Origin of the sequence: Hyalangium ruber, assembly GCF_034259325.1 — a bacterium.
Lineage (GTDB): Bacteria > Myxococcota > Myxococcia > Myxococcales > Myxococcaceae > Hyalangium_A > Hyalangium_A rubrum.
The window spans coordinates 144,103-161,232 of record NZ_JAXIVS010000016.1 but is presented as its reverse complement, the minus strand read 5'-3'; the positions used below and the strand labels follow the sequence as shown (position 1 = coordinate 161,232).

At 69.7% G+C, this 17,130-nt stretch carries 15 protein-coding genes; 10 read left to right on the top strand and 5 right to left on the bottom strand.

Annotated elements, in window-relative coordinates; all coding sequences use genetic code 11:
• Nucleotides 1-2: 2 nt before the first annotated feature.
• From asnB to SYV04_RS36060, 3 genes are read left to right on the top strand one after another with little or no spacing between them, the layout of a single operon-like run.
• A complete protein-coding gene (gene asnB / locus SYV04_RS36070; RefSeq protein ID WP_321550569.1) occupies nt 3-2,018 on the top strand; it encodes an asparagine synthase (glutamine-hydrolyzing) in 2,016 nt (671 codons plus the stop codon).
• Nucleotides 2,015-3,571 (top strand): class I adenylate-forming enzyme family protein, encoded by a 1,557-nt coding sequence (locus tag SYV04_RS36065; protein ID WP_321550568.1) that lies wholly within the window; start codon nt 2,015-2,017, stop codon nt 3,569-3,571. The genes asnB and SYV04_RS36065 overlap by 4 nt, the downstream gene beginning before the upstream one ends.
• A 17-nt stretch (nt 3,572-3,588) precedes the next feature.
• Nucleotides 3,589-3,861, top strand: a complete 273-nt coding sequence (locus tag SYV04_RS36060; protein WP_321550567.1) for an acyl carrier protein — start codon at nt 3,589-3,591, stop codon at nt 3,859-3,861.
• Nucleotides 3,862-3,874: 13 nt separating this feature from the next.
• On the opposite strand, the gene SYV04_RS36055 is transcribed toward SYV04_RS36060, so the two are convergent.
• Complete coding sequence (locus SYV04_RS36055) at nt 3,875-5,353, bottom strand: sensor histidine kinase (protein ID WP_321550566.1); 1,479 nt, start codon at nt 5,351-5,353, stop codon at nt 3,875-3,877.
• Nucleotides 5,354-5,502: 149 nt separating this feature from the next.
• Complete coding sequence (locus tag SYV04_RS36050) at nt 5,503-6,123, bottom strand: hypothetical protein (protein WP_321550565.1); 621 nt, start codon at nt 6,121-6,123, stop codon at nt 5,503-5,505.
• Nucleotides 6,124-6,298: 175 nt separating this feature from the next.
• Here SYV04_RS36050 and SYV04_RS36045 point away from each other — a divergent pair, with 175 nt between their 5' ends.
• The 3 genes from SYV04_RS36045 to SYV04_RS36035 all read left to right on the top strand — a co-directional run bounded on the left by SYV04_RS36045 (nt 6,299) and on the right by SYV04_RS36035 (nt 10,301).
• The gene (locus tag SYV04_RS36045; RefSeq protein WP_321550564.1) at nt 6,299-7,126 is read left to right on the top strand and encodes a hypothetical protein; all 828 of its coding nucleotides are present in this window, start codon (nt 6,299-6,301) and stop codon (nt 7,124-7,126) included.
• Nucleotides 7,127-7,162: 36 nt separating this feature from the next.
• Nucleotides 7,163-8,170 (top strand): NAD(P)H-dependent glycerol-3-phosphate dehydrogenase, encoded by a 1,008-nt coding sequence (locus tag SYV04_RS36040; RefSeq protein WP_321550563.1) that lies wholly within the window; start codon nt 7,163-7,165, stop codon nt 8,168-8,170.
• An 85-nt stretch (nt 8,171-8,255) separates the two neighbouring features.
• On the top strand, nt 8,256-10,301 hold the full coding sequence (locus SYV04_RS36035; RefSeq protein ID WP_321550562.1) for a PAS domain S-box protein: 2,046 nt from the start codon (nt 8,256-8,258) through the stop codon (nt 10,299-10,301).
• Nucleotides 10,302-10,319: 18 nt separating this feature from the next.
• Here SYV04_RS36035 and SYV04_RS36030 read toward each other — a convergent pair whose 3' ends face one another.
• Nucleotides 10,320-10,793 (bottom strand): hypothetical protein, encoded by a 474-nt coding sequence (locus SYV04_RS36030; protein ID WP_321550561.1) that lies wholly within the window; start codon nt 10,791-10,793, stop codon nt 10,320-10,322.
• 100 nt (nt 10,794-10,893) lie between these two features.
• Between SYV04_RS36030 and SYV04_RS36025 the strand changes: the two genes are divergently transcribed.
• Nucleotides 10,894-11,676 (top strand): SAM hydrolase/SAM-dependent halogenase family protein, encoded by a 783-nt coding sequence (locus SYV04_RS36025; RefSeq protein ID WP_321550560.1) that lies wholly within the window; start codon nt 10,894-10,896, stop codon nt 11,674-11,676.
• Between the two features lie 15 nt (nt 11,677-11,691).
• On the opposite strand, the gene SYV04_RS36020 is transcribed toward SYV04_RS36025, so the two are convergent.
• Together SYV04_RS36020 and SYV04_RS36015 are read right to left on the bottom strand one after the other, a co-directional pair.
• A complete protein-coding gene (locus SYV04_RS36020) occupies nt 11,692-12,402 on the bottom strand; it encodes an alpha/beta hydrolase family protein (RefSeq protein WP_321550559.1) in 711 nt (236 codons plus the stop codon).
• Nucleotides 12,403-12,447: 45 nt separating this feature from the next.
• Nucleotides 12,448-13,584: an aminotransferase class V-fold PLP-dependent enzyme gene (locus tag SYV04_RS36015; RefSeq protein WP_321550558.1), complete on the bottom strand. Its 1,137-nt coding sequence runs from the start codon at nt 13,582-13,584 to the stop codon at nt 12,448-12,450.
• A gap of 104 nt (nt 13,585-13,688) precedes the next feature.
• On the opposite strand from SYV04_RS36015, the gene SYV04_RS36010 reads away from it, so the two are divergent.
• The 3 genes from SYV04_RS36010 to SYV04_RS36000 are packed head-to-tail and all read left to right on the top strand — an operon-like array spanning nt 13,689 to nt 17,053.
• On the top strand, nt 13,689-14,138 hold the full coding sequence (locus tag SYV04_RS36010; RefSeq protein WP_321550557.1) for a hypothetical protein: 450 nt from the start codon (nt 13,689-13,691) through the stop codon (nt 14,136-14,138).
• A 9-nt stretch (nt 14,139-14,147) separates the two neighbouring features.
• Nucleotides 14,148-16,601 (top strand): PQQ-dependent sugar dehydrogenase, encoded by a 2,454-nt coding sequence (locus SYV04_RS36005; protein WP_321550556.1) that lies wholly within the window; start codon nt 14,148-14,150, stop codon nt 16,599-16,601.
• Complete coding sequence (locus SYV04_RS36000; RefSeq protein WP_321550555.1) at nt 16,598-17,053, top strand: GNAT family N-acetyltransferase; 456 nt, start codon at nt 16,598-16,600, stop codon at nt 17,051-17,053. The genes SYV04_RS36005 and SYV04_RS36000 overlap by 4 nt, the downstream gene beginning before the upstream one ends.
• The last annotated feature ends 77 nt before the right edge of the window (nt 17,054-17,130 follow it).

Genomic DNA, 17,130 nt, shown 5'->3' with positions numbered 1-17,130 from the left:
GCATGTGCGGCATCGCGGGGGTACACTCGCTCGAGGAGGGCCTGTCCCCACCTACGCTCGAGCAGCTCGGGAGGATGGCGGCGGCGCTGCGCCACCGGGGGCCGGATGCCTCCGGCCTCTTCCGGGATGCGCGCGCGGGCCTGGCGCACACCCGGCTGGCCATCGTGGATCCGGCGGGCGGGCAGCAGCCGCTGGGCAACGCGGCCGGCACGGTGTGGCTCGTCTTCAACGGGGAGATCTTCAACCACGTGGAGCTGCGCCAGGAGCTCGAGGCGCAGGGGCACACCTTCCGGACGCGCTGTGACACCGAGGTGGTGCTCCAGGCCTACGAGCGCTGGGGACCGGCGGCCTTCGAGCGCTTCGATGGGCAGTGGGCCGTGGCGCTGTGGGACACGCGCGAGCGCATGCTCGTGCTCTCGAGGGATCCGCTGGGCATCCGGCCGCTCTACCTCCGCGTCCATGGCGGGCGGCTGTACCTGGCCAGCGAGGTGAAGGCCCTCTTCGCCGCGGAGCCCTCCCTGCCGCGCGAGCTGGACCCGGTCGGGCTGGACGAGACGTTCACCTTCTGGACGGCGGTGGCTCCGCAGACGGTGTTCCGCGGCGTCACCGAGCTGGAGCCGGGCCACACGCGCGTGTACCGCGCGGGCGGCCGGGTTCAGGAGCACTGCTACTGGCGCCCCCGTTTCCCGCCGGAGGTGGCGCACTTCGGAGGCTCGCTCACCGAGGCGGCGGAGGCGGTGGGGCAGGCGCTGCGCGACGCGGTGCGGTTGCAGGTGACACGGGCGGATGTGCCCGTGGGCAGCTACCTGTCGGGCGGGCTGGACAGCTCCCTGGTGGCGGCGTTGGGGCGACAGATGGTGTCCGGCTCCTTCTTCACCTTCTCGATGCGCTTCACCGACGCGGAGTTCGACGAGACGGAGTACCAGCGACTGGTGGCCCAGCGCATCGGCAGCGAGCACCGGGAGCTGCTGGTCTCCCGCGCGGACATCGCCCAGGCCTTCCCTCGGGTCATCGAGCACACGGAGCGGCCCCTGCTGCGCACCGCACCGGTTCCCCTGTTCCTGCTGTCGCGGCTGGTGCGCGACTCCGGGCTCAAGGTGGTGCTCACCGGCGAGGGGGCGGATGAGGTCTTCGCCGGGTATGACCTCTTCCGCGAGGCGAAGGTGCGCCGCTTCTGGGCGCGGCAGCCCGGCTCCTCGCTGCGACCCAGGCTGCTGGAGCGGCTCTACCCGTACCTGACGCGCTCGCCGGTGACCGAGCGGGCCATGGCCCAGCGCTTCTTCGGGCGAAACCTCGCGGGCTGGCGAACCCCGGGCTTCTCGCACGAGCCCCGCTGGCACACCACCTCGGCCCTCAAGCGCCTCTTCAGCCCGGGGCTGCGCAACGCCTTGCAAGGGGGCGACGCGGTGGAGCGCCTTCGGAACACGCTGCCCGAGGCGCTGGGCGGCTGGGACTTCCTCGCTCAGGACCAGTACCTGGAGATGCGTACCCTGCTGTCCGGCTACCTCTTGTCCGCGCAGGGGGACCGCGTGCTCATGGGCCACTCCGTGGAGGGGCGCTTTCCCTTCTTGCACGCGGGGGTGGTGGCGTTGGCGGCCAGCCTGCCGCCCTCCTTCAAGCTGCGTGGGTTGGATGAGAAGCACGTCCTCAAGCGGGCGGGCCGGGAGTTGCTGCCGCCAGCCATCCTGGAGCGCACGAAACAGCCCTACCGCGCCCCGGACGCCGGGTGCTTCGTGGAGCCGGCCGCGCGGGAGTGGGTCGAGGAGCTGCTCTGCGAGCGCGCACTCGAGGACAGCGGGCTGTTCGAGCCGCGCGCGGTGGGGCAGCTCTGGCGCAAGTGTCTGGCGCAGGGCGGCCAGGCGCCGCTGTCCAACTCCGACAACATGGCGCTGGTGGGCGTGCTCTCCACCCAGCTCCTCCATTTCCAGCGGGTTCGCCGCGCTCCGGAGTCAGCTCCCCCCGCGCCTCCGGACTCCCTGACGGACCTGCTGGACCCTTCCACGAGGTTGACCCCATGACCGATGCCACTCCGCTCCTGCATGACTTCCTCCTCCACTCCGCTCGCCGCCTGCCGGACAAGGTGGCGCTCGTGTGCGGCGAACAACGCCTCACCTATGCGGAGCTGGAGCAGCGCTCCAACGCCCTGGCGAACGCGCTCGTCCGTCGCGGCGTGGCGCGGGGAGACCGCGTCATCGTCTTCGCGGAGAACACCGCCGAGGCGGCGATCTCCTTCTGGGCCGTGCTGAAGGCCAACGCGGTGGTGGTGATGGTGAACCCGCAGACGCGGGCCGACAAGCTGGCCTACTACCTCAACGACTGCCGCGCGGTGGCGCTCATCTCCGAGGAGCGCCTGGCCTCCGAGTTCCTCCCCGCGATGGCGCGCTCCCGCCACCTGCGCGCCGCCGTCATCGCCGGTGCCTTGCCGCCGCCTCTGGTGGACGGCGGCGTGCCGCTCACGGGTTGGCAGGAGGCGCTCGCCGCGGAGGTGTCCTCGGCGCCCCCCGCCCGCCGCTGCCTGGACGTGGACCTGGCCGCCATCATCTACACCTCGGGGAGCACGGGAGACCCCAAGGGGGTGATGCTCACCCACCGCAACATGCTCACCGCCGCCACCTCCATCTCCACCTACCTGCGGATGGTGGAGGACGACGTGGTGTTGAACGTGCTGCCGCTCGCGTTCGACTACGGCCTCTATCAGCTCATCCTCACGGTGCGCATGGGGGCACGCCTGGTGCTCGAGCGCTCCTTCGCGTACCCCGCAAAGGTGCTCGCGAAGCTGGTGGAGGAGGGTGTGACGGGCTTCCCCGGGGTGCCCACTGTCTTCTCCATCCTGGCGGAGATGAAGGGCCTGTGGAGCCAGGACTTCTCCCAGCTGCGCTTCGTGACGAACACCGCCGCGGCGCTGCCGCTCAAGCACATCCACATGCTGCGCGAGCTCTTCCCCTCGAGCCGCATCTATTCCATGTACGGCCTCACCGAGTGCAAGCGCTGCACGTACCTGCCTCCCGAGGACCTGGAGCGCAAGCCCACCAGCGTGGGGATTCCCATCCCCAACACCGAGGCGTGGGTGGTGGATGAGGACGGCCAGCGGTTGGGCCCGGGGCAGGTGGGCCAGCTCGTCGTGCGCGGGGCCACGGTGATGCGCGGCTACTGGGAGAAGCCCGAGGCCACCGCCGAGCGGCTCAAGCCGGGGCCGCTGCCCGGCGAGTTCGTCCTCTACACCGGCGACCTGTGCCGCATGGACGAGGAGGGCTACGTGTACTTCGTGGCCCGCATGGACGACATCATCAAATCGCGCGGCGAGAAGGTGGCCCCCAAGGAGGTAGAGGCCACGCTGACGAACATCCCGGGCGTGAAGGAGTCGGCGGTCATCGGCGTGCCGGACCCGACGCTCGGCCAGGCCATCAAGGCGTTCGTGGTGCTCGAGCAGGGAATCTCGCTCACCGAGAAGGAGCTCCAGCGCGAGTGCTTGCGCTCCCTGGAGCCCTTCGCGGTGCCCCGCACCATCCAGTTCGTCTCCAGCCTGCCGAAGACGAGCACGGGGAAGATCAAGAAGACGGACTTGAGCTGACAGAGGAGGGCAGGGCCATGGAGATTCAGCGCGCGCTGTGGCAGTTCATCACCACCACCTTCTACCCGGGCGACAACTTCGTGCTCAACGAGTGTACGTCCCTGCTCGACTCGGGGTTGATCGACTCGACGGGGGTGCTCGAGCTCATCTCCTTCATCGAGCGCGAGTTCGGCATCACCGTGGAGGACACGGAGATCGTCCCGGAGAACCTGGACTCCCTCGGCCGCCTCGCGGCGTTCGTGGCGCGCAAGCAGGCCGCCCTCGGCCCGAGGGAGCACGCGCGGGCCTAGCGTTCGCGTCTCGCTACGACGCGGCCTCGGGAGACAACTGCTCGGTCGGAGCGGCATAGCCGGAGGGCCGTCGCGTTCTCTCATCCGCGACGGTCCACGGCAGCCGGAAGCAGAAGGTGGAGCCTCTGCCCGGCGTGCTCCGCACTTCGATGGTGCCGCCATGGGCGTTGAGGATGCGGCGGGCCACGGAGAGGCCCAGTCCCACTCCAGGAATGTGGGTACGGCTGGCGGCGCTGCGGCGGAAGGGCTCGAAGATGCTCTCCTGCTCCGAGGTGGGGATTCCCACCCCGGGGTCACTCACCGCCACCCAGACCCCGTCCTCCTCCTCGCCCACCTCGATGTGGACCTGCCCTCCGGCGGGTGAGTACTTGATGGCGTTGCTCAAGAGGTTGTTGAGCACCTGGGAGATGCGGGTGCTGTCACAGCGCACCGTCAACCCGTCCTCCGGGAAGCAGGTCACCAGCTCGTGCAACTGGGTGCTTGGGCGGTGCAGCTCCACGGCCTCCTGGACCAGCTCGATGAGGTCGTGCTCCCCGACGTTGAGCGACAGCTGCCCGGCTTCGATGCGGGTGGTGTCCAGCAGGTCGTCCACCATGCGCGTGAGCCGGTCGACCTGTCGGTTCACCAGGGCGAAGCGCGCGCGCAGCTTGTCCTCCGGAGGCAGGGGACGATCGGGGTTCACGCTGGAGGAGGCCATGCGCAGCGCCTGCAGGGGGTTGCGCAGGTCATGCGCCACGCCCGCGAGGAAGCCGAGCTGCACCTCGCGTTGCTTCTCGAGCCGCGAGGCCGTCTCGTTGAAGGTGTGGGCGATGTCCTGAAGCTCCCGCACCCCCGCCCTCGGCTCGAGGCGAAGCGGCGCTCCGGGGCGGAAGTGCAAGAGCGCCTCGCGCACAGCGCGCAGCGGCCAGTAGACCTGGCTGCGAACGAGCAAGAAGGTGAGCGCCAGGCCTGCAACCAGCGCCAGCGACACCGCCAGCCCCACGACGTTGGCCAACCGGTCCCAGCGCTGGTTGGCCTCGAGGGTAGCCCGCGCGTCCGCGAGGTTCTGCTCCACGAGGCGACTGGAGATCTGTAGCTCGCGGGCGAGCATCCGGCCGGTGTTCGCCTCGGGGCTCCCCGGGCGGGGGGTGGGATTGGCCAGATAGTGTTCGAGCTCCGTGTTCAGCTCGTCGAGCAGGGCGGAGTCGGCTCCGGTGTCCGCCAGTTGGCGGGCCTGCGCGAGCTCCTGGCGCAACCGAGTCGCGATGGCCTGGGCCTCCTCGGCATGCACGGGCTTGTTCGTCGCTTCGTAGAGCCGCTGCTCCCGCTCATGGCTCATCAGCCCCTTCTGCAACTCCTCGGTGGCTCGTACGCTCTCCAGCGCGTGCCACAGGCGGGCGGTGTTGTGCTCCATGCGCGTGGTGGTGAACACCAGCGCCGCGACCGTGCCCAGGGTGAGGGTGCCCAACACCAGGGTGACGGCGATGGCATGGCTTCGCAGGCTCAGGCTCATGTTCTCGGCTCGTTTCCCGGCTCGCGCTCGAGCTCGGAGAGGGCGGTCTGCCTCGACATGTGAAGATGCGCAGGCGCGTGGTTCGCTGCCCAGGCGGGCAGGCGAGGGCACGGAACCCCCCAGGCAGCGCGTGCCGCTGTGCCCTGGCCTCAGGGCGTGCCAGCGTCGTCGGGGAGCGCGGGGGCCGTGCCGGCATCCTCCGGGAAGGGCGAGGGCATGCCCGCCTCCTCCGTAGGGGGCGGCACGAGCGAGGCGGTGGTGACGGCCAGGAGGGCGGTGCGCATGACGTCCACCGCGCGCTCATTGCCCCGGCCCAGCCAGGTGACGACGAGGACACAGGGGGTATCATCGTCCCACGCCACCACCTGCAGCATGCCCGGCACGGGCGAGCGACGGGCGGCGGCCCGGCCCAGCGCGGGCACCTCCACGCCGCCGGCGCGCAGGGTGGGGGTCAGCTGCTCGCGCAGGTCCGCCGAGGCATCCATCGGCTGGCAGTTGTAGGCGAACGAGACGGTGGCATCCGGCTCGGCCGCCGAGCGCAGGGTACACAGCGGGCCGCAGTTGGCGCAGGCCCGCTCCTCGCTCAGCGTGGCGCCCGGCAGCGCCAGGTCCCGCACGTCTCCCGGAAGGAGCGTGTCGCAGTGCGGGCCCACGTAGGTGGCCACCGGGGGAGGGGGTGTCCCCGCATCCTCGGGCGTACCTGGGGCGCGCGATCGGCACGCGCCGAGCGCCAGCCACAGCACCAGTCCCACGCCGCGTCCACCCCTCATCCCGAGTCGTTCCTCCTCATGGCGCTCTCGCGCGGCGCGGATGGTAGACCGGGCAGGCCCCCGGACGGCCACGTCATTGCGCACCGGGTGCTCGTTGCCGGACGGAGCGGGGCCTGCCCTCAAGCCGCGCTCGTGCCCCGGCGGGCGGTGGTCTAAGCTGCGTCCGGTTTCCGCCATGCGCGCCTTCCTCCTCCCGTCACTGCTTGCCGTGGGCCTGGCCCTGCCTGCCTTCGCGCAGAATTCCCTGGAGTCGCCCTCGGCCAACCCGCCGCCGGACGAGTCCTGGGTGGACTACCCGGGCCCGGAGGCCGAGGCGCCCCCCGTCGAGTCCCTGCCGCCGCCTCCTCCTCCCTCTCGCGCTTCGAGCCCGGTGGCCTTGCGCGCTCCCGCCGAGGCTCCCAAGCCCAGCCGGGTGAGCCTCCATGGGGGCATGATCCTGGAGCCTGGCAAGGTGGCCGCGGGGTTGATGCTGGGCTTCCCGCTCGCCTCGGCGCGCGTCTCCATGGGCGTCCTGCCCAACCTGGACGTGGGGGTGGGCGCCGACAGTCTCTACGGCATCATGAACGAGGTGCGCGGGTACTTGCGCTTCGGCGTGATTCAGGGCGAGGAGGCCCACCTGGCCTTGAGCGTGGATGGCGGCTACGCCTTCTTCCTCAACTCGCCCAGCCAGGAGGAGTACGGGGCGCGCTACTTCACCGGCCGGCGCAACTGGAACCTGGCGCCGGGCTTCGTGGGCTCCCTGAGGGTGGGGCGCGCCTCGCGCGGCTTCCTCGACCTGCGCTACAACCTCGCCTTCGACACCCAGCCCTTCCAGCGCGTGCCGCTGGGCGGCGCGCCCGAGGGTGTGCAGACCTCCGGCAACATCCTCTTCCGCGTCGGGGTCGAGGTTCCCTTCTCCACGCGCACCTCCTACGTCGTCATGCTGGGGGGCAACATCCACGGCCGCGCCGAGGACGCCGCCTTCATGCCGGTGGTGGGCGTCGGCGTGGTGGCGAGTCCGTGAGGCCCAGCTGGCCCCTTCTTCCTCCCGAGGCTTCTCATGCGTAGCAGCGTCATCGGGTCCGGCTCCTTCGGTACGGCGCTGGCCAACACCCTGGCGGTGAACTGCGAGGAGGTGCGTCTGTGGGGGCGGGACGCCGCGCTCGCCGAGTCCATCAACACCCACCACGAGAACCCCACGTACCTGCCGGGCATCCCCCTGTCGTCGCGGGTGCGCGCCACGGTGGAGCTGCGCGAGGCGCTGGAGGGCGCGGAGCTGGTGGTGCTGGCCACGCCCAGCCACGCCACGCGAGACATCGTCTCCCGGGCGCTCGTGTACCTGCCGCGCCACGTGCCCCTCATCACCGTGGCCAAGGGCATCGAGAACGAGACGCTGCTGACGATGACGGAGCTGCTCGAGGACTGCCTTCCCGAGGAGTTCCATCCTTATATCGCGGTGCTCTCGGGCCCCAGCTTCGCCAAGGAGCTGGCGCTGCGCAGCCCCACGGTGGTGACGATCGCCTCGCACTGGGAGAAGGTGGCGGCGCGCTGCCAGAAGGTGCTGCAGACGGAGTCGTTCCGCTCGTACACCTCCAATGACGTGGTGGGGGTGCAGTACGGCGGGGCGCTGAAGAACGTCATCGCCATCGCCGCGGGCATGGCCGACGGCATGGGCATGGGGCACAACGCGCGCGCGGCCATCATCACCCGAGGGCTGGCGGAGATTACGCGCTTGGCGGTGCGCAAGGGCGGCAACCCGCTGACGCTCTCGGGGCTGTCGGGCATGGGAGACCTGGTGCTCACGTGTACCGGTGAGCTGAGCCGCAACCGGCGGGTGGGCATGGAGCTGGGCAAGGGCCGCCAGCTCCCGGACATCCTCGCGGAGATGAAGCAGGTGGCCGAGGGAGTGAAGACGGCCAAGAGCGCCCAGGACTTGTCGGTGAAGACGGGCGTGGAGCTGCCCATCTGTCAGCAGGTGTATGCCATCGCCTACGAGGGCAAGAGCGCCAAGGCGGCGGTGGTGGAGCTGATGACGCGCCAGCCCAAGTCCGAGCTGAGCGGCGCCTGAGTGCTGTCCAGGCGAGCAGCCTGCACCGAAGGGCAGTGACGCGGGGGGAGGTACACCGGGGAAATCCGGTGATATGGGGGGCGCCGTGCCCGAGTCCCGTGCCCTCTTGGCCATGTCCTCCGCCTCAGCCTCCTTTCCTTCTGGCTTTCCGCCCGCGTGGACCTTCTCCGCGAAGGACCTGACGGACACCTCGCCCATCGCCGTCATCGAGTGGGATGCCCAGTACCGGGTCCACTCCTGGAACCGTCGGGCCACGGAGCTGTTCGGCTGGAAGGCGGAGGAGGTCCGGGGGCGACACCCGCGTGACTGGGGCTTCATCCACGAGGGAGACGCCGGGGTGGTCGGGGAGACGATGCGGCGGCTCGTCGAGGGCGAGGTCGTCTGGAACGTCAGCCACAACCGCAACTACCGCAAGGACGGCTCGGTCGCCCACTGCGAGTGGTACAACTCGACGATCCGGGATCCCTCCGGGAAGATCATCTGCATCCTCTCTCAGGCGCTGGATGTGACCGAGCGCGAGGTGGCGCTCGCCCAGCTGGAAGAGAGCGAGCGCCGCTTCAAGGCCACCTTCGAGCAGGCCGCGGTGGGCATCTCGCACGTGGCGCTGGATGGGCGGTGGCTGCGCGTCAACAAGCGGCTGTGCGAGATCCTCGGCTACTCGCCCGAGGAGATGACGGGGTGGAGCTTCCAGGACGTCACCCACCCGGAAGACCTGGCCCGGGACCTCGACCATGTGAACAGGGCCATCGCGGGGCAGATCTCCACCTACTCGCTGGAGAAGCGCTACTTCCGCAAGTCGGGAGCCATCGTCTGGGTCAACCTCACGGTGTCGCTGGTGCGCAAGCCAGACGGGACGCCCGACTACTTCATCAGCGTCATCGAGGACATCACCCGGCGTCACCGCCTGGAGGCGGAGCGGGACCGGCTGCTGGAGCGCGAGCACCACGCGCGCACGGAGGCGGAGGAGCTGGTGCGCCGGCGCTCCGCGGAGCTGGAGGCGACGCGCGGCGCGCTGCTGTTGGCCGAGCGCCTGGCCACGGCGGGGCAGCTCGCGGCGGGGGTAGGGCATGAGATCAACAACCCGCTGTCCTACGTGCTCGCCAACGTCACCTACGCGGTGGAGGAGCTGGCGCGGCTGAAGGTGCCGACGCCCGGGGTGGATGTGGCGGACGTGCAGCGGGCGCTGGTGCAGGCCCAGCTGGGCGCCGAGCGCATCCGGGACGTCGTGCGGGACCTGCGCATCTTCTCCCGGAGCGATCCGGAGGCGAGCGGGCCGGTGGACGTGACGGCGGCGCTGGAGTTCGCCATCGGGATGACGTCCCACCAGCTGCGCCAGCGGGCGCGGCTCGTGCGGCGCTACGAGCCGGTGGAGCCCGTGCTGGGCAACGAGTCGCGCCTGGGGCAGGCATTCCTCAACCTGCTGCTCAACGCCGCGCAGGCCATCCCCGAGGGCGCCAGCGCCGAGCACGAGGTGGCGGTCACCGTGCGCCCGGAGGGGCCCGCGTGGGTCGCGGTGGAGATCCGCGACACGGGCGTGGGGATCGCCGCCGAGCACCTGCCGCGCATCTTCGAGCCGTTCTTCACCACCAAGCGGATTGGCGAGGGCAGCGGGCTGGGGCTCTCGGTGTGCCACGGCATCGTCACCGGGCTGGGAGGCCAGCTCCAGGTCGAGAGCAAGCCGGGCCAGGGCAGCACCTTCCGCGTCCTGCTGCCGGCCGCGCCGCTGCCCGCGTCGCTCGCCGTCACCTCCACGCGGGTGGCGCCAGAGCGCCAGTGCCCGCCTCGGCGCGTGCTGGTGATCGACGACGACCCCGAGGTCCGCGAGTCACTCTCGCGCATCATCGGCCCGGCGCACGTCATCGAGCACTCGGAGACGGGCAAGGCCGCGCAGGAGCTGCTGGTGGGCGGGGCGGACTACGACGTCATCTTCTGTGACGTGATGATGCCGGACGTCACGGGCATGGACCTGCACGACGTGGTGGCGGCCCGGCGCCCGGAGCTGCTCGAGCGCATGGTCTTCATGTCCGCGGGGACGTTCACGCCCCGGACGACCGAGTTCTTCGAGCGGGTGTCGGCGCGGCGCATCGACAAGCCGTTCGACCCCACGCGCGTGCGCTCGTTCCTGGCGTGAGCGCGCGGGGCGGGGTGCTCAGTAGCGCTTGTCCCGCTTGTCCTCGGGGCCGGCGCCGCGCACGCGGTACATCTGCATGTTGTTGGAGCTCATGTAGGAGTTGATCATCCCCTCCTGCTGCATCTGCTCCAGCAACTTCATCGTCTTGAGGCGGTCGAGGCCGACGGCGCGGGCGAGCACATCACCGGGCAGGCCGCTGAGGTTGCGGCGCAGCTCGTTGACGATGGCGCGCTTGAACTCGTTCTTGGTCAGGCCGTCCATGTCCTGGCTGCGCCAGGCCTGGAGGATGCCTGCCACCAGCAGCACGGCGGTGAGGATGCCGAGGGCGGGGTAGAGGATGTGGCTGTTCTGCTCCAGCAGCTCGAAGTACGTCGGCGCCATCGACGAGGTGGGCTTGACGTACCCGGGCTGGTCATCCTGGCCGGGGAAACCTTCGGGGAGTCCTTCGATCTGCACCAGATGAAGGAGGAGGCTGAGGAGCAGCGTGAGCACGGTACGGGAAATCTAGAAGGAATTCGGGCGCCCCCGCAACTCCTCGCCCAGGGCGGGGTCACTTCCAGGCGTCCAGGTGCGCTAGCCTGCTCCCTCCGCCATGCCCCTCGTCAGCCTGCTCACCGACTTCGGCGTTACCGACACCTATGTGGGTCAGATGAAGGCGGCCATCCTCCGGGTGGCCCCTGGTGCGACGCTGGTGGACCTCACCCACGCCGTGCCCGCGCAGGATGTACGGGCGGGGGCCTTCCTGCTGTGGACGGCGGTGGAGGTCTTCCCTCCGGGCTCGCTCCACCTGGCCATTGTCGACCCGGGGGTGGGCTCCAGCCGGCGCGCGGTGGCGGTGCGCTCCCGGCGAGGGGATGTGCTGGTGGGGCCGGACAACGGGCTCTTGCTGCCGGCCCTCGAGCAGCTCGGAGGCCTGGCCCTCGCGGTCGAGCTGACGGAGGTGGCTTATTGGGGGGCGCTGCGCTCGCGGACCTTCCACGGCAGGGACTTGTTCGCGCCCGTGGCGGGACACCTCGCCTCGGGGGTGCCGCTGGAGAAAGTGGGCTCGCGACTGGAGCGCCTGGAGGCGCCGTTCCGTCTGCCAACGCCCACCGCCGAGGACGGTTGCCCGGTGGGCGAGGTGGTCCACGTGGACAGCTACGGCAACCTGGTCACCAACCTGCCGGGGGCGCAGCTTCCGGCGCGCTTCCGGGTGCGCGTGGGCCTGACAGTGGTGGAGGGCGCGCCTCACGCGCACTACCAGTCGGTGGCGCCGGGAGAGCTGCTGGCGCTGGTGGGCAGCGCGGGCCTGTTGGAGCTCTCCGCGCGGGATGGGAGCGCCGCCTCGGTCCTCGGCGTGGACCGGGGCGAGCGTGTGTACATCGAGCCCGTGTGAGTCGCGGCTCCGTGGCTAGCGGATCAGATCGGCCTGCTTGACGTAGGTGTCCGTGAGCAGCCCGAAGTGGCCGGTGCTGTAGTTGTAGCTGGCGTTCTCGTTGGCGATGGAGCTCGAGTGTACGCCGTTCACGGTACACACCGTGGTGGAGCAGACGATCTGATCGGTGTTGCTCTTGATGGAGTAGATGCGGCTGGCCATGCGCTTGCCGTAGATGCCGGTGAGGAAGGGGCTGCTGACGGACAGGCCCCAGTAGCCGCAGGTGCTCGTCACCACGTTGAGGGGATAGGTGCCGCAGCTCCACAGGCCGCGGTAGGCGCCCGCGATGCCGACGAAGGCGTCGACCCGGCTCTGGACGCCGAGGTCGAGGATGGCCTTGATCGACAGCGTCACGCCCATGGAGTGGCCGATGACGTCGACCTTGCCGGTGCAGGAGCGGGCCAGGGCCTGGTTGATGGCGTCCTTCACGGGGACGAGCTCCGAGCCGTCGTGGTCGTTGCAGGCCGCGCACGTCTTGGAGCCCCAGTTGGGGCGGAAGATCTCTCCGGCGACGGAGCCCCGGCGCAGCAGCTCGTTGTAGGTGTTGTCGAAGTCGGCGGGCTTGCCGGCATTGCCATGGACGAGCACCACCGCGTCTACGCACGCGGCCTCGGAGCGCGTGGCCCCCAGTGCCACCACGAGGACAGGCAACAGACACACCGCGCTCAACAGCCGATTCTTCACCATCGTGAGTCTCCGGGTATTCAGGGAAGCAAGTTGTTGCGCCAACCATCAAAGCAGGGGCGCCAGTGCGTCGAAGAGTCGGTCCACGTCCGCACCGGTGTTGTACAGGTGGGGCGAGACGCGCAGGTTGTCTCCGCGCACGCTGACGAAGACGCTCCTCGCGGCCAGGCGCGCGGGAACATCCTGCGCATAGCCTCCCCGGCGCCTCAGGCCGATGAGGTGCCCCACCCGGTAGGCCTCGGGTGCCACCTCCAGCCCGAGCGCCTGCGCTCCCTGGGCTATTCGGCGCGTCAGCTCACGCAGCGTCTCCTGGATGGAGCCGACACCCCAGGCCTGGAGCTGCCGCAGGGCCGCTGTCGCCATCGGAACCAGCATGAAGTTGCTGCGCTCGCCCACATCGAAGCGCCGGGCTCCGGGTTGGAACTCGTCGCGGTAGTCGATCAGGCGGGCGAAGTCCTCGCTGCCCTTGCGGGTGATCCAGCCCAGCTCCACGGGCCGGCCCTCGCGGTGCTGAGGCGCGACATAGAGGTAGCCCTGGCTGTACGGCCCCATGAGCCACTTGTAGCCGGCACTCACCAGATAGTCGGGGCGCACCTGCTCCACGTTCAGCGGCAGCGCACCCAGCGACTGCGTGGCGTCCACCGCGAGCGCCGCGCCCACCTCTCGGGCCCGTGCGCCCACCTTCACCAGGTCCACCCACGTCCCATCCGTCCAGTGACAGTGCGGCACGGCGACGAGCGCGGTGCGCTCATCCAGGGCCTCGAGCACCGCTCGCGTCCAATCGCCATCCTCGGGCCGGGCGACGGTGAACACCGCGCCACCGGAGCGCTGCGCCAGCTCGCGCCAGGGATAGAGGTTGGAAGGGAACTCCTCGGCGAGCACCAGCACGCGCTGCCCCGGGCGCACCTGCAGGTTGGAGGAGACCGCCGCCATGCCGTAGCTCACCGAGGGCACCAGCGCGACGCCCTCCACATCGGCGCCCACCAGGGTGGCGAAGAGCCTCCGAAGCGCCTCGGCGCCGGAGAAGAAGTCGTCTGCTCGGATGCGCCAGGGCTGGGCCTTGAGCCCCAGGGCCTCCTCTCCCGCGGCTCGGACGCTTCGGAGCTGGGGAGACATGTACGCGCAGTTGAGCCAGGTGACGTCATCCGGAATTTCGAAGAGGGAGCGCTGGGAGGGGAGTGTCATGGCGTGGGCGTCGGAGCGCGGAGCAGGGTGGCGTACCCGCACGCGGCTCGCAAGCCGTGTGATGCCAGCGTTAGGGTGGGGAGGTGCTGACAGGAGGGTCAGAGATGAAGCGCGTGGCTTTCGGACTCGCGGTGAGTGTCGCGGTGCTCATGAGCTGTGCGGAGCCGGAGGAAGTCGAGCCTCCGACCCCGACCCCAGCCAAGGCCGAGGTGACCTTCGTCTACAAGGCCGCGACGGAGCGAAACTTTGACATCGCGGACTGTGGTGTCGGTCCGACCCACATCCACCCGAGCTGGCGGGACTACGAGTTGGTGAACTTCGTCGCGTTCGGTCCCATGGAGTGGCGCCGCACGTTCTCCGACGTTCCGGTAGGAGAGCGCCTCCGCATTCGCGTGAGCGACGCCAATTACTGTGACCGCGACCCCAACGGGGCCTCCACCGAGAACGTGTTTGCGAATGGGGTGCAGCTGACGAACGTGGTGGACACGCCCGGCACAGGCATCGAGCCCGGGCTCTCCTTCCTTGTGGGGGCGGACGGAACGGTAACGCCCTGAGCGCGTCAAATGTTGACCCCCCGATTCGAGGAGAAAGCGTTCGCCACGCTGCTCGCGCTGGTAGGGCTTCTGGCCCTGGTGCCTGGAACGGCCCTGGCGACCGTGTCCGAGCGAGGCTTCACAGAGCAGGTCTTCGTTGAAGGCGGGCTGAGCGAACTCACGGCGATGGCCTGGGCTCCGGACGGCTCGAACCGGCTCTTCATCACCCGCAAGCGCGGGGAGATTCGGGTCGTGAAGAACGGTGAACTCCTGTCCACGCCCTGGGCGACGGTGAGCCCGCTCCGGACCTCTGGAGAGTCCGGACTGATCGGCTTGGCGTTCGATCCGCACTTCGCCACCAACCGCTATGTCTACGTCGTCGCCACGGTCTTCGTGAACGAGGGCACGGTCGACCAGCAAATCCTCCGCTACACCGATGTGGAGGGAGTCGGTACGGACAGGACCGTCATCCTCGCGGGGCTGCCCACCGGCGGCGGTAACCACAACGGGGGAGGCCTCGCCTTCGGGCCGGATGGGATGCTGTACTTCGGTGTCGGTGACGGTTTCTCGCCCGTGGGCGTCGAGGATCTGTCCTCCCTCGTGGCCAAGATCGGCCGGACGCGGACCGACGGCACGGCTCCCGAGGACAATCCCTTCTTCGACGGACCCGGCCCCAACAATGACTACATCTGGGCGCGGGGATTCCGGAACCCCTTTGGTCTCGCCTTTCAGCCTGGCACCGGAAAGCTCTGGGTCGACGTCGCGGGCGACTTGTACGAGCAGGTCTTCGCTGTTCAGGGCGGAGATCATGCGGGCTGGCCTCGCTACGAGGCCAACCAGCCCCCGGAGTTCCTCGCGCCCGTCATCCGGTACGGCACCAATCACGCCCCACAGTTGATCGCGGACCGCATGCGCGCGGTCCGGCGCGATGGCATCGCGACCTTCACGCTCGAGGCGCCACACCATCTCCGCCCGGGCGAGCGGATCACCATCTCCCAGGTGGGGGATGCCTCGTTCCATGGAGACGGCGACGTCGCCTCCGTGCCGACTCCCGAGACCTTCACCGTCGTCCAGCCAGGCCCGGACGTGTGGAGCAATCGCGGGGTGTTGACCCTCCAGAACCTGGGAGGCTCCGTCACGGGAGGCGCCTTCTACCAAGGCACCGCCTTCCCGCCCGCGTATCGCGGCAACTTCTTCTTCGGAGACTTCAACTCAGACTCGATCCTCCGGGCCGTGATTGACGCGCAGGGGACGGTCACCCGCGTGGAGCCCTGGGCCCAAGGGGTGAGCGGAGCGGTGAGTGTCGCGGTCGGGCCGGACGGCGCGCTCTACTACGCGAGCTTCTACACCGGGCACATCTATCGGACGAGCTACACGGCCCCGCTTCCGCGCCTCCGGGTGTCCACGGAACGCATCGACGTGCAAGAAGGACAGACCGCCTCCTTCACCGTCCGAATGGAGGAGGCCCCCGCTGCTCCCGTCACCATTACTGTCTGGCCTCCGAGCAGCCCGGATCGAGAGCTCTCCGTGGTCCAGGGCTCGGACTTGACGTTCACCCCGGACAACCATGCCACGCCGCAGACCGCCACCTTCGCGGCGGGCGAGGACGCGGATGCCCTCCATGACTCCGTCTCCTTCTTCATCGGGGGCCCGGGCGTGGAGCCTCGGGAGGTGACGGTCCGGACGCTCGATGACGACGGGGTGGACCTCGTGCTGTCGAGTACGACCGTGAACATGAGGGAGGGAGGACAGTCCCTGGTGGTGGTGTCTCTGGCGAGCCCACCCCCGACGACGGTGGTGGCCCATGCCACCGTGGTCGGAGAGGGGCTGGAGATTGTCGAGGGAACCTTCCTGACGTTTTCGCCCACCAACCACAGCCAGGGGCAGTACCTGGTCATCGGTGGCGTGGGAGATACGAACGTGCGGGATGGCAGTGCGACGGTCCAACTCATCGGTGCGGGGCTGCGCCTGGGCTCGATCGCCGTCACCCTCGAGGACAGGGGAGAGGCAGCGCCTGTTTTCATCTCCGCGCCGGTGACAACCGCCGCCACGGGCGTTGAGTACCGATACGCGCTGGAGGCGCGCTCCCACTCGGGGGCGCGCTATGCCCTGGATGAGGGGCCCGAGGGGATGAGCCTCGACGAGGAGACCGGGGTCCTCTCTTGGACGCCATTGGAACAGGACACCCACGAGATCACGGTGCGCGCTTTCAATGGAGGCGGGCTCGATGCGCTCCAGGGGTTCACCCTCGCCGTGTTGGCCAGTCCCGAGGATGCGGGTACGCCGGATGGCGGGAGTCCCGATGGGGGTCCTCCCCAGGATGGAGGGACGGGGCAGCCCCAGCCGGATGCGGGGGTGGAGGTTCCACCAAGCGAGCCCGACACCCGGTGTGGTTGCTCGATGGGCTCGCCGGTGGGAGGGCTTCTGCTCGCGGGAGTGCTGCTGAGCCTGCTGACCCAGGCACGCTCTATACTCGGCGCATGAGTTCGCACATCGCCCTGCGGGTTGCGCGCCCGGACGAGCGCCTTGCCCTGGAGGAACTGCAGCGCCGCGCCTCCCTGGTGTGGGAGGACTACCGCGAAGCCCTGCTCGCCCATCCTGAGGCCATCGAACTGCCGCCGGCCCAGCTCGAGGCCGGGCAGGTGACCGTGGCAGAGACGGACGGCCGCGTTCTGGGGTTCTCCGTGGTCCTGCCGCGCGAGGACGGCGCCGCCGAACTCGATGGTCTCTTCGTGGAGCCGGAGGGCTGGGGCAAAGGCGTGGGGCGCGGACTGGTCGCGGATGCCGCGGCACGAGCGCGCGCGGCCGGGGTGCGCGTCCTGCATGTCATCGCCAATCCGCGCGCCGAGGGCTTCTACGCACGGTGCGGCTTCGAGCGGATCGGCGAGACGCCAACGCGCTTCGGGCCGGCGCTCCTGATGCGGATGACGCTCTAAGGGATTTCCTCTGCGCGGCCGGACGGTGTGCCCGCTCAGTCCCAGATGACCGGTACCAGCCGGTCAGTCCCAGATGA